Annotated in this window: 12 protein-coding genes; 6 read left to right on the top strand and 6 right to left on the bottom strand. The window is 64.8% G+C overall.

The features are described 5' to 3' along the window. Nucleotides 1-6: 6 nt before the first annotated feature. Entirely contained in the window at nt 7-690 is a 684-nt protein-coding gene (locus RPS27_RS19800) for an OmpA family protein (RefSeq protein ID WP_212069067.1), read from the bottom strand. Nucleotides 691-837: 147 nt separating this feature from the next. Continuing rightward, a complete protein-coding gene (locus tag RPS27_RS19795) occupies nt 838-2,370 on the bottom strand; it encodes a caspase family protein (RefSeq protein ID WP_212069066.1) in 1,533 nt (510 codons plus the stop codon). A 375-nt stretch (nt 2,371-2,745) separates the two neighbouring features. On the opposite strand from RPS27_RS19795, the gene RPS27_RS19790 reads away from it, so the two are divergent. Then, nucleotides 2,746-3,552, top strand: a complete 807-nt coding sequence (locus tag RPS27_RS19790) for an N-acyl homoserine lactonase family protein (protein WP_212069065.1) — start codon at nt 2,746-2,748, stop codon at nt 3,550-3,552. 51 nt (nt 3,553-3,603) lie between these two features. Here RPS27_RS19790 and RPS27_RS19785 read toward each other — a convergent pair whose 3' ends face one another. After that, nucleotides 3,604-4,146 carry a MarR family winged helix-turn-helix transcriptional regulator gene (locus tag RPS27_RS19785; RefSeq protein WP_212069064.1) on the bottom strand — a complete coding sequence of 181 codons (543 nt, stop codon included), beginning with the start codon at nt 4,144-4,146 and terminating at the stop codon, nt 3,604-3,606. A 110-nt stretch (nt 4,147-4,256) separates the two neighbouring features. Here RPS27_RS19785 and RPS27_RS19780 point away from each other — a divergent pair, with 110 nt between their 5' ends. The 5 genes from RPS27_RS19780 to fahA all read left to right on the top strand — a co-directional run bounded on the left by RPS27_RS19780 (nt 4,257) and on the right by fahA (nt 9,908). Next, nucleotides 4,257-5,873 carry an FAD-dependent oxidoreductase gene (locus tag RPS27_RS19780; RefSeq protein WP_212069063.1) on the top strand — a complete coding sequence of 539 codons (1,617 nt, stop codon included), beginning with the start codon at nt 4,257-4,259 and terminating at the stop codon, nt 5,871-5,873. A gap of 8 nt (nt 5,874-5,881) precedes the next feature. Then, nucleotides 5,882-6,106 (top strand): DUF2783 domain-containing protein, encoded by a 225-nt coding sequence (locus RPS27_RS19775; RefSeq protein WP_211420101.1) that lies wholly within the window; start codon nt 5,882-5,884, stop codon nt 6,104-6,106. A gap of 45 nt (nt 6,107-6,151) precedes the next feature. Next, nucleotides 6,152-7,108: an MBL fold metallo-hydrolase gene (locus RPS27_RS19770; protein ID WP_211420118.1), complete on the top strand. Its 957-nt coding sequence runs from the start codon at nt 6,152-6,154 to the stop codon at nt 7,106-7,108. Nucleotides 7,109-7,110: 2 nt separating this feature from the next. Further along, complete coding sequence (hmgA, locus tag RPS27_RS19765) at nt 7,111-8,457, top strand: homogentisate 1,2-dioxygenase (protein WP_194405533.1); 1,347 nt, start codon at nt 7,111-7,113, stop codon at nt 8,455-8,457. A gap of 176 nt (nt 8,458-8,633) precedes the next feature. Then, a complete protein-coding gene (gene fahA, locus RPS27_RS19760; protein ID WP_212069062.1) occupies nt 8,634-9,908 on the top strand; it encodes a fumarylacetoacetase in 1,275 nt (424 codons plus the stop codon). A gap of 19 nt (nt 9,909-9,927) precedes the next feature. Here fahA and RPS27_RS19755 read toward each other — a convergent pair whose 3' ends face one another. From RPS27_RS19755 to RPS27_RS19745, 3 genes are all read right to left on the bottom strand, one after another. Continuing rightward, nucleotides 9,928-10,239, bottom strand: a complete 312-nt coding sequence (locus RPS27_RS19755; RefSeq protein WP_194405535.1) for a DUF1272 domain-containing protein — start codon at nt 10,237-10,239, stop codon at nt 9,928-9,930. Between the two features lie 104 nt (nt 10,240-10,343). Further along, entirely contained in the window at nt 10,344-11,456 is a 1,113-nt protein-coding gene (locus tag RPS27_RS19750) for a CaiB/BaiF CoA-transferase family protein (protein ID WP_212069061.1), read from the bottom strand. A gap of 208 nt (nt 11,457-11,664) precedes the next feature. After that, a complete protein-coding gene (locus RPS27_RS19745; RefSeq protein ID WP_194405537.1) occupies nt 11,665-12,465 on the bottom strand; it encodes an FAD binding domain-containing protein in 801 nt (266 codons plus the stop codon). Between the last annotated feature and the right edge of the window lie 2 nt (nt 12,466-12,467).

The raw sequence follows: 12,467 nt of genomic DNA, 5'->3' as shown, positions 1-12,467 counted from the left end.
TCGTGCTCACTTCGATGCGGTGGTCTTGTTTTCCATATTGACGACCTGCACGCGGCGGTTGGCCTCCGCCATCGGCTGGCTCGGGTCCTTCAGCTTGCTCTTGCCGTAGCCGACGGTGACGAGGTCGGTCGCGGAGATGCTGTACTTGTCGACGAGGTAGCGCTTGATCGCATCCGCGCGACGTTCCGACAGGTCCTGGTTGTAGGCTTCGCCGCCGGCGGCGTCGGTGTGGCCGGCAACCACGAAGGTCGAGCCCTTGAGGTCGGGGCTGGTCAGCGCGCGGCCGAGCGCCTGCACTGAGGGCATCGACTTGGCGCTGATATTGGCCGAGTTGTAGTCGAAGGTGATTTCGAGATCGATGTTCGGCTTGTCCTTGGCGACCGAGGCGATCTCCTCGCGCTCGGTCGACGACAGCGAACGCGTCGAGCGGCCGCGCACGGACTGGATCAGCTTGGTCTCCGCCGCGTTCGGTGCCGGGTCGGCCTGCGGGGCGATCGAGAGGCCGCGGGTCAGGGGCTTCTTCTGCGCCGGCGCCAGTGCGCGGACGATGTCGTCTTCGGTGACGTTCTTGCTGTTGCTTTCCTCGCCCGCATAGGCGGACGAGGCCTGCAGCGACAGGGCGGCGCCAAGAGTTACAGCAAGAGTGATGACGGACAGGATCGCGGTAAGTCCCTCTGCAACCGATTTCATAACCAGTCCCTCCTGCGCGGCCAGTTCGCGCGGTTCGAAAATTTCAGCAATGAGCCCTCCTGAGAAGGCCGCCTGCGGCATCCGTTGGTTAGTCTTCCCTGGGCCACCAAGGGTTCGAGGCGAGGCCTGCCTCAATTCAAAAAAATACTAGCGCACTCCGTAGCTTGCGAATTCCTGAACGATGTTCGGATCCATCGCCTTGGCATTGGCGATATCGAGCGCCCCTTCCTGGGCGGAGCCGTTGCGCTGCTTGGCGAGGCCGCGTCCGTAGAGCGAGGAGGTCAGGCGCGGATTGATCTTCAGGGCCGCGTCGAAATCGGCGATGGCGTTCTTGACCGCGCCCGACTTGAGATTGACGAGCCCGCGGCTGTCCAGCGCGTCGACGAAGTTCGGCCGCAGCCGCAGTGCCTCGTTGCAATCCTTCAGCGCGCCCTGGAGATCGCCGACGACGGTGCGGGTCCAGCAACGGTTGTTCAGCGCCTCGACATCCTTCGAATTGATCCGGAGCGTGTCGTCGAAATCCTTGATGGCGAGATTGTAGGCGCCCTTGCTGGCATAGACCTGGCCGCGCCGGTACAGCGCGTTCACGTCATCCGGATTGGCCGCAATCTTGGTGGTCAGGCTCTTGATCGTGGGATCGTCGGCCAGGGCCGCGGCACTCGGCCCGCTGTCCGTGCTCGGTGCCGGAGCGGTATCGATCGGTTTGACCGGCGGGGGCGGTGGCGGCGGGGGCAATGCAGCCTCGACCTGCGGCTTCGGCGTGGGGGCCGGCGGAGCTGGAGGTGCGGGGGCCGCGGCGGTGTCGGCCGGCTTCGGCGGCGGAGGCGGTGTCGGCGGGGCGGGCGGTGCCGGTGGCGGGTTGTTGGCGACGACCGGCGGCGGAGCGGGGGGCGCGGGCGACGCGCTCGGTGCCGGACGCGATCCGCCGGCTCCCGGACTGAACGAGAAATCCTCGGCCAATGAAGAGGATATCCACGGCACCTGCTCCCCGCGCGACGCCCTGGTGACGCCCATCTTGGTGCGGTTCAGTGTCTCCTCGGCCATCAGGTCGGGAACGCGGATTTCCTTCAGCAGCTCCTGGACGAACAGGCTGTGATCGCCGCCGGCGTCCGAGACCACCGAGGCCAGCGCCGCCGAATACATCACCAGCGTGCCGTTCGGCGCGATGACCGGGGTCAGGCCGGCCGAGAAGCTGCGGAACCGGCGCTCGAACGGATTGCGCCTGGAGGCGTCGATCAGCGCGATCTTGACGCCGGCGCCGCGGGTGTTGAGCTCGCCGAGGACCGTCTCGAGGCTGAACCCGTCGCGGCGCACGTCGGATTCGGTCCAGATCTGCGCGTCGATCGGCAGCATGTAGCTCTGGCGTGCCGACTGGATGCCGAAGCCGCTGAAGAACACCAGCGCCACCGAACCCGGCTTGACCTTGGCGTAGAGCTTGTCGAAGGCGCGGCGCATGCCGTCGCCGGTCAGATTCTCGCCAATCTCGACCGCAAAGCCGTCGCGCTTGAGCTCGTCGGCGACGTCGCGCGCATCGTTGATCGGTTCCTTCAGCGGGGCATCCGCGTCCGGATATTTGGCATTGCCGATGACCAGCGCAAAACGGTCACCGGCCGCGAGCGAGGGGGCAGTCGGGACGAGCGAGACGAGCAAGGGCAGAAGAAAAAAGAAGCGAATTTTCATAATCAGCGCGGTCCAGCCAAAAAGGCGCCGTTCCAGCTTGCGCCGCGGCGACCTTAACTTACGCTTCAGGCATTATCAAACTAGGGACGGGGGGCGTCAACCGCTTGGAGATACGGCGTTATCGCGACGATTGACCGCAACGCAAGGGTGCGCCGCAAGGGAATAAAAGGGTTTGTCATGGGCTGTACTCGACGCGATCCGGCTCGATCCTGTTGGCAGCACGTTAGGACAACCAGGGCGATGAAAATGTGAGGGGTCTCACATTGAAGGGGCGCCTGCCGGTGCGCCGCGCAAGGTTTGACCTTTGCTGCGGACAATGGCTTGCTGCGCAGCATCGTCCCGTAAAGACGCCCTCAGAAAAGCAAAGCAAGAACCATGGGAAACGCCTACGAGATCTACGCCCTGCGTTATGCGACCATGTCGCCGCGCACCCCCAGCATGAACTTCCTGGCGCCCGATCCGCATGACAGCGCGGCGCAGGACCTCGACTATTTCGTCTGGCTGATCCGCGGGGGCGGCCGCGACATCCTGGTCGACACCGGCTTCAATGCCGAGGAGGCGAGCGCGCGGGCGCGCAAGCTGACGCTCAATCCGGTCGATGCGCTGGAGCGCTTTGGCGTCGCGGCGTCAAACATCCGCGACGTCATCGTGACGCATCTGCATTACGACCATGCCGGCAATCTCGATCGCTTTGCGAATGCGCGCTTCCATCTGCAGGAGCGCGAGATGGCCTATGCGACGGGACGCTGCATGTGCAACGGCCTGCTGCGACATCCCTTCTCGGTCGAGCACGTCACGCAGATGGTGCGCCATGTCTATGGCGAGCGCGTCACTTTCTATTCGGGCGACGGCGAGGTCGCGCCCGGCGTCACCGTGCACCGTGTCGGCGGCCATTCCGACGGCCTGCAGGTGGTCAAGGTCGAAACCGCGCGCGGACCGGTGGTGCTGGCGTCCGATGCCGCGCATTACTACGCCAATCTGCAGCGCCGGAGCCCATTCCCGATCGTCTACAATGTCGGCGACATGGCGGTGGGTTGGGAGACGATCGAGCGCCTCGCCGGCCATCCGGATCGATTCATTCCCGGCCACGACCCGATCGTGACCGAGATCTATCCGCGGGCCAGCGACAAGGTCGATGCCTGGGCGCTGCACCTGCCGCCGTCGCGGTCGTTTGCGACATAGGAATTGTCATTCCGGGGCGCGCGTAGCGCGAACCCGGAATGACGAAAGAAGCTAATACGCCTGCTTCGCATCCGCCTCTTCGCTGGTCTGGATCAAATCGAGGCTCTGCTCGATCTTGCCGAGCAGCATCGACAGCTGTCTGCGCTCCTGCGCCGAGAGGCAGGCGAGGATCTCGTCCTCACGCCGCAGCAATTGCGGGAACAGCTTCTCGTAGAGCGCGCGGCCCTTCGTCGTCAGTTGCAGGCGGAATTCGCGGCGGTCGGCTTCGTTCTCGACCCGCTCGATCAGATCCTCATTGAGCAGCGTGGTCACCGCGCGGCTGATGGTGGATTTATGCGTGCGGGTGCATTGCGCGATGTACTGCGCGCTGCAGGCATCGTTGCGGAACCCGAGTGTGGCGATCACACGCCAGGCCGGGATGTCGAGGCCATGCCGTTCCTGATATTCGACCGAGAGCGCGGAACTGACTTCGGCTGCGAGCCGGTTGAGGCGAAACGGCACGAACTTGAACAGATCGAGCCGGGCCTTTCGCCGCCCTGAGGCCTCATCGGCCTCGCGCGCCTTCACTGCAATATCGCCAGATGTCCTCGCCAAGGAGAGCGCTCCGAATTCCAGTTGACGGCCGGCCGGCTCCGGTCCAAAATAGTTGCACGTGAGACTATCTAGCAGATCGCTGCTCTCCTGACCATAGCCGAGGTTCGCGTATGGCGCAGGCCAATCCGCATCAAGCCAAAGCCCAGTTCGGCTATCGCCGCCATCCCGACCAGGACCGCGACGGCCAAGGCACCGCCGAGCATCCGGTCGTCATTGTCGGCGCTGGCCCGGTCGGGCTGTCGCTGGCGATCGATCTCGCCCAGCGCGGCCAACGCGTCGTCCTTCTGGATGACGCCGACCGCATCGGCGAGGGCTCCCGCGCGATCTGCTTCTCGAAGCGGTCGCTGGATTATTGGGACCGGCTCGGCGTCGGTGACCGCATGGTCGCCAAGGGCGTGGTGTGGAGCGTCGGCCGCATCTTTCATGGCGACTCCCAGCTCTATCAGTTCAACCTGCTGCCCGAAGACGGCCACAAGCGGCCTGCCTTCATCAACCTCCAGCAATATTACGCCGAGGCCTATCTGGTCGATCGCGTCAGCGATCTTCCGGAGATCGATCTGCGCTGGCGCAACAAGGTGACGGCGCTGGAGCAGCGCAACGATTCGGTGGCGCTGACGATCGAAACGCCGGAGGGCGCCTATCGTCTGCTTGCGCAATATGTCGTCGCCTGCGACGGCGCACGGTCCTCGCTGCGGCAGATGGTCGGCGCCGAGTTTTCCGGACAGGTGTTCGAGGACCAGTTCCTGATCGCCGACGTCAAGATGACCGCGGAATTCCCGACCGAGCGCTGGTTCTGGTTCGATCCGCCGTTCCATGCCGGCCGCTCCGCGCTGCTGCACCGGCAGCCCGACGATGTCTGGCGCATTGACCTCCAGCTCAATCGTTACGCTGATCCCGTGGTCGAGAAGAAGCCTGAGAACGTGCGGCCGCGGATCGCGCGCATGCTCGGTCACGACAAGTTCGAGTTCGAATGGATCTCGCTCTATAAATTCCAGTGCCGGCGGATGGATCGCTTCATCCATGGCCGCGTGCTCTTCGCCGGAGATTCCGCGCATCAGGTCTCGCCGTTCGGTGCCCGCGGCGCCAATTCCGGGCTCGAGGACGCCGAAAATCTCTCCTGGAAGCTCGACCGCGTGCTGCGCGGCATTTCGCCCGCGCGCCTGCTCGAGAGCTACCATGCCGAGCGCAGCATGGCGGCTGACGAGAACATCCGCGAATCCACCCGTTCGACCGATTTCATGGCGCCGAACTCGCATCAGGAAGCGCGGCTGCGCAAGGCGGTGCTGTCGCTCGCCAAGGAGACCGAGTTCGGCAAGCGCATGGTCAATGGCGGACGGCTGTCGGTGCCGTGCAGCTACGACTCGCAATTGTCGTCGCCGGATGCCGATGTGTGGGGCGGTGGGCCGCCTCCCGGCTGCTCCATGCTCGACGCGCCGGTTGCCGAGCAGACCTACCTCACGGATGCCTTCCGCAAGGGCGGAACGGATTTCACCTTGCTCTCGTTCAGCAACGGCAGAGCGATTGATGTGCCCGATGGCGTCAAGACCATTCGCATCGGCGGCGAAGGCGGGCTTGCCGATCCCTCGGGCCTTGTTGCAAAGCGCTATGACGCCGCGCCGGGCGCAGCCTATCTGCTCAGGCCCGACGGCTATGTCGCCGCGCGCTTCCGTCATCCGACACGCGAGGCGATTGCGGCGGCGTTGTCGCAGGCCCAAGGTCTGAATTGAGGTTTCGCATGCCGTTGTCCACCAGCTCCAACTTCGCGCGCCCCGACGATGCCTTCCGCGCCATCGTCGAAGCGCATCGCGGCCTCAGCGACGAGCAGAGCGCCGATTTCGATGCGGCGCTGGTGCTGATCCTTGCCAATCATATCGGCGACATCGACGTGCTGCGCGAAGCGATCGGGCTCGCCAAGCGCCGCATGCTCGACGGCCAGCAGCAACAACAGCAGCAGCAATAACGCTGAGAACTCCAAGAACTCAAAGCAAAGCTCAAAGGACTGATGATGGCGAAGAACTTCGCATCCACCGGCGATCTCGCCGAAAAGAAGATCACCTTCTCCGAGATCGGCACCGATCTCTATGCTTTCACCGCCGAGGGCGATCCGAACACGGCTGTCATCGTCGGCGAGGACGGCTGCCTGGTGTTCGACGCGCAGGCGACGCCGGCGATGGCGAACAAGGTGATCGAGCGTGTCCGCACCGTCACCGACAAGCCGATCAAATATGTCGTGCTGTCGCATTATCACGCCGTCCGCGTGCTGGGGGCCTCCGCCTATCACGCGCAAGGCATCGTCGCCTCGCAGGAGACCTGTCGGCTGATCGAGGAGCGCGGCAAGCAGGATTGGGATTCCGAATATGGCCGCTTCCCGCGCCTGTTCCAGGATGCGCAGAGCATCCCCGGCCTGACCTGGCCGACGCTGACCTTCGAAGGCGAGATGTCGATCTATCTCGGCAAGCGCGAGGTGCGGCTGATGCAGTTGGGGGCCGGCCACACCTCGGGCGACATCGTCGCCTGGGTGCCGGATGCAGAGGTGATGTTCTCCGGCGACCTCATCGAATATCACTCGGCCTGCTATTGCGGCGATGCGCATTTGCGCGAATGGCCGCTGACGCTGAACGAGATCCGCAATTTCAATCCCAAGGCGATCGCGCCGGGCCGCGGCGACGCGCTGAAGGGCACCGCGACGGTGCGCGAGGCCATTGCGATGACGCGCGACTTCGTCACCTCGCTCTATGGTGCCGCCGAAATCTCGGTCGCCAAGGGCCGCAGCTTGAAGGAATCGATGGCGGCGACGCGCGAGGTGATGGATCCGAAATTCCACAGCTTCGCCATCTACGAGCACTGCCTGCCGTTCAACGTGTCGCGCGCCTATGACGAAGCGTCGGGGATCGACGATCCCGTGATCTGGACCGACAAGCGCGACCAGGAGATGTGGGCCGCACTGCAAGGAGGAGGATAGCCATGAACATCAACACCTCGCCTGATCAGATCATCCGCAGCTCGGCCCAGGTCACGCCGGGCTACATGTCCGGCTTCGGCAACAGCTTCGAGACCGAGGCGCTGCCCGGCGCGCTGCCGATCGGGCGCAACTCGCCGCAACGCTGCGCCTACGGGCTCTATGCCGAGCAGCTCTCCGGCTCGCCCTTCACCGCGCCGCGCGGCACCAATGAGCGCTCCTGGCTCTACCGCATCCGTCCCTCCGTGAAGCATTCCGGCCGCTTCGAGAAGATCGATGCCGGCCTGTGGCGCTCGGCGCCGTGCCATGAATACGATCTGCCGATCGCGCAGATGCGCTGGGATCCGACGCCGTTGCCGAAGGATGAGGTGACCTTCGTCCAGGGCGTGCAGACCATGACGACGGCGGGCGACGTCAATACGCAGGCCGGCATGGCCGCGCATGTCTACCTCATCACCAAATCGATGGTGGACCAGCACTTCTACAATGCCGACGGCGAGCTGATGTTCGTGCTGCAGCAGGGCAATCTTCGCCTCGTCACCGAGTTCGGCCGTATCGACGCCGAGCCCGGCGAGATCGTGGTGATCCCGCGCGGCGTCAAGTTCCGCGTCGAGATTCCGAGCGGGCCGGCGCGCGGCTATCTCTGCGAGAATTACGGCGGCGCCTTTACGCTGCCGGAGCGCGGGCCGATCGGCGCCAATTGCCTCGCCAATGCCCGCGACTTCCTCACGCCCGTCGCGCATTACGAGGACAAGGACACGCCGACCGAGCTCTACGTGAAATGGGGCGGCGCGCTGTTCAAGACGCAGCTCGCGCATTCGCCGATCGACGTCGTCGCCTGGCACGGCAATTACGCGCCGTACAAATACGATCTGCGCACCTTCTCGCCGGTCGGCGCGATCGGCTTCGACCATCCCGATCCCTCGATCTTCACGGTGCTGACCTCCCCGTCGGAGACCGCGGGCACCGCGAATATCGACTTCGTCATCTTCCCCGAGCGCTGGATGGTGGCCGACAACACCTTCCGTCCGCCCTGGTATCACATGAACATCATGAGCGAGTTCATGGGCCTGATCTACGGCGTCTATGATGCCAAGCCGCAGGGCTTCGTTCCCGGCGGCATGAGCCTGCACAATTGCATGCTGCCGCACGGCCCCGATCGCGACGCCTTCGAGCATGCCAGCAACGGCGAATTGAAGCCGGTGAAGCTGACGGGAACCATGGCCTTCATGTTCGAGACGCGCTACCCGCAACGCGTCACCGCGCATGCGGCGAATGCGTCCACGCTGCAGGACGACTACGCGGATTGCTGGAAGGGCCTGGAGAAGAAGTTCGATCCGAGCAAGCCGTAGCTTTCTTCCCTCTCCCCTTGCGGGAGAGGGCGGCTCGCCGCCTGGCGGCGAGACGGGTGAGGGGTTTCTCTCCGCGAGTGAACCTTCCACTTTTGAATACGCGGATAGAACCCCCATCCGGCGCTTCGCGCCACCTTCTCCCGCAACGGGAGAAGGAACCAAGAATCGGGCCAAACGTGACAACCCATCCCAACGATCCCAGCCTCCGCTCCTTCATCGAGGTCGATCCGTCCTCCGACTTCCCGATCCAGAACCTGCCCTATGGCGTGTTCTCGACCTCTGCCAATCCGACGCCGCGCGTCGGCGTCGCGATCGGAAACTACGTGCTCGATCTCTGGGAGCTCGAGCAGGATTCCCGGCTCGACGTCGGCCCGCTCGGCGTGTTCTCCGGAGGCTCGCTCAATCCCTTCATGGCGCTGGGACCACAAGTCTGGGGCAAGACCCGAGAGCGGATCAGCGAATTGCTGCGTCACGATCATCCGGAGCTGCGCGACAACGAGGAGCTGCGCAAGCAGGCTCTGGTGCCGATGCGCGATGCCAAGCTCCACATGCCCTTCGCCGTCTCCGGTTACACCGACTTCTATTCCTCAAAGGAGCACGCCACCAATGTCGGCGTGATGTTCCGCGGCAAGGACAATGCGCTGCAGCCGAACTGGCTGCACATGCCGATCGCCTATAACGGCCGCGCCTCCACCGTCGTGGTGTCAGGCACCAAGGTGAAGCGCCCGCGCGGGCAGCTGAAGCCGCCGAACGTCGAGGTGCCGAGCTTCGGTCCGTGCAAGCGGCTCGATTTCGAGCTGGAGATGGGCGTCGTGATCGGCCAGCCCTCGCCGATGGGCGGCATGCTCAGCGAGCAACAGGCCGAGGAGATGATCTTCGGCTTCGTGCTGCTCAACGACTGGAGCGCGCGCGACATCCAGCAATGGGAATATGTGCCGCTCGGCCCGTTCCTGGCCAAGGCGTTCGCGACCTCGATCAGCCCGTGGGTGGTGACGCGCGAGGCGCTGGAGCCGTTCCGGCTGAAGGGGCCGGCGCAGGATCCCGTGCCGCTCGATTATCTCAAACAGGCAAAACCGCAGAACTACGATGTCGAGCTCGACGTTGCCTTGCGCGCCTCCGGCGCCAACGCGCCCGCCAGCATCAGCCGCACCAATTTCAAATACATGTACTGGTCGTCGGTGCAGCAGCTGATGCACCACGCCTCCTCGGGCTGCGCCATGAATGTCGGCGATCTCCTCGGCAGCGGCACCATCTCCGGCCCGGAGAAGAACCAGCGCGGCAGCCTGCTCGAGATCAGCTGGAACGGCACCGAGCCGGTCGAGCTCCCCGGCGGCGCCAAGCGCTCGTTCCTGGAAGACGGCGACAGCCTCGTCATGCGCGGCTGGTGCCAGGGCAACGGCTACCGCATCGGCTTCGGTGAGGTCGAGGGGACGATTCTGGCAGCGGAGTGAGTTGCCCGTCCTACGAGACCTATCGCTTCTCCGGCGGCACGTCCCGTATCCGCGCGCAATGCGCGGCGACATCCTCCACGCTGTACTTCAAATGCACGCGCTTGTCGGACGGTGCCTGCTTGCTGGTGCAGACGCCCGGTCGCCATTCCTGCATGGGCCGGATTGGGCGTGGCGCAAAGCCGCCGCCGCAGTTCGGGCACACGTTGGACAGTTTGGTCTCGACGCAGTCCGCACAGAAGGTGCATTCGTAGGAGCAGATCCGCGCGTCCGTTGCGTTTGGCGGCAGGTCGCGGTCGCAATATTCGCAGTTCGGCCGAAGCTGGAGGGCCATGGCAAGTTCTCCCGGATCGACGGAGATCATCGCAGATCGCGCGCGCGGCGCGAATGACGCAGTTCCCTCGATTTCAGCCGGGCTCTAGCGATGACCCAGCGCCGCTAGCCGCCGGCCTTCCACGCCTTCGTCACCGCGCCGATCTCCGCGCCTTCCGGCTCGCGCACTGCCGACGGCGTGCGCGAGAACCGCGGCGCCGGTGCCGGCTGCTTCACGCCATGGCGCTCGACGAAGACGTTGCGGGCGACCATGTGCGGATGCTTTGTCGCCTCCGACATGGTCAGCACCGGCGCGAAGCAGATGTCGGTGCCTTCCATGATCTTGCACCAGTCCTCGCGCGTCTTGCTCTTGAACACCGCCTTGAGCTTCTCCTTCAGCGCCGGCCAGGCCTTGCGGTCCATCTGCGCGTCGAAATCGACGTCCGTCAGGCCCGCGTGCTCGCGCAGCAGGGCGTAGAACTGCGGCTCGATCGAGCCGATCGAGACGAAATGGCCGCAGGCGCATTCATAGACGCCGTAGAAATGCGCGCCGCCGTCCAGAAAATTCTGGTTGCGGCCTTCGGTCCAGCGGCCGAGCGTCGTCATGTCGAAGAAGAACGACATCAGCGAGGCCGCGCCGTCGCACATCGCGGCGTCGACGACCTGGCCCTTGCCGGACTTTTGCGCCTCCAGCAGCGCGGCGAGCACGCCGACGACGAGATAGAGCGCGCCGCCGCCGAAATCGCCGACCAGGTTGAGCGGCGGCACCGGCGCTTCCTTCGTGCCGATCGCGGCAAGCGCGCCGGTGATGGAGATGTAGTTGATGTCGTGGCCGGCGGCATTCGCCAGCGGGCCTTCCTGGCCCCAGCCGGTCATGCGGCCGTAGACCAGCTTGGGATTGCGCGCGAGCACGACATCAGGCCCGAGGCCGAGCCGTTCCATCACGCCGGGGCGAAAGCCTTCGACCAGCGCATCGGCACTCGCGAGCAGGTCGAGCACCTGCGCGATCGCCGCCTTGTCCTTGAGATCGAGCTCGATCACCTTGCGGCCGCGGCCCGCCACCGACTTCATGCTCTTCTTGGCGCCGACCCGGTCGAGCGTGACGACGTCGGCGCCCATGTCCGCCAGCATCATGCAGGCAAACGGGCCGGGCCCGATGCCGGCGAATTCGACGATGCGGAAGCCCGAGAGCGGGCCGGAGGCGCGGACGGTCGAGGTGGGGGCTGATTTGTCGAGCACGTTGTTGTTTCCTCGGGGCGCGGGCGAATGCCGGTGATCCGGCAATCGTCTCCGACATTTCTTCTGTGGAGCGAGTTAATCGGCCGATTAACTTTTCTCGCCTTCGCGCCGGCGAGGCAAGCGGTTTTCATGCCGCATGGCCAAAATAAAACGGCGCGCACCGAAGTGCGCGCCGCGGAAAATTTGTGTCGAGACGCTGGCTGCGGGATCAGCCCGCAGCAGAAACCGCGCGCTGCGCCATCACCTTGATGAGATTGGCGCGGTACTCCGCCGTGCCGTGGATGTCGGCCAGCAATCCGTTCGCCGAAATGCTGACGCTATCGATCGCCGACGGTGACCAGTTCGATTTCAGCGCCGCTTCGATCGCTGGCACGCGCATCACGCCGCTCTGCGAGGCGCCTGTGGCGGCCACTCGAACCTCGCCCGATTTGGTCTGCGCGACGAACACCCCCGTCAGCGCGAAGCGTGACGCCGGATGCCGCATCTTCTCGTAGCCCGCCTTCGCCGGCACCGGGAACGACACGGCCGTGATGATCTCGCCGTCTTCGAGCGCCGTCGAGAACAGGCCCTGGAAGAAATCCTCCGCCGCGATCGACCGCTTGTTGGTCTTCACGGTGGCGCCGAGCGCGAGCAGCGCGGCGGGGAAGTCCGCGGCCGGATCGTTGTTGGCGATCGAGCCGCCGATCGTGCCGCGATAGCGCACGGCGGGGTCGCCCAGCACCGAAGTGAGATGGGCGATCGCAGGGATAGCCTTCTTCACATCGGCATTCGTCATGATGTCGTAATAGGTCGTGGCGGCCTTGATGGTCAAAGTGTCGCCCGACAATTCGACGCCCTGCAGCTCCTTGATCTTGCCGAGGTCGATGACGTCGGAGGGGCTGGCGAGGCGCTGCTTCATCACAGGCAGCAGCGTCTGGCCGCCGGCGAGGAACTTCGCTTCGCTGCTCTTGCCGAACAGGCTGACGGCCTCGTCGACCGAGGAGGCGCGATGATAGGTGGTCTGGTACATCT

The sequence above is a fragment of the Bradyrhizobium sp. WYCCWR 12699 genome (genome assembly GCF_032144035.1).
Taxonomy (GTDB): Bacteria; Pseudomonadota; Alphaproteobacteria; order Rhizobiales; family Xanthobacteraceae; genus Bradyrhizobium.
This window is presented reverse-complemented; position numbering and strand designations above follow the sequence as displayed.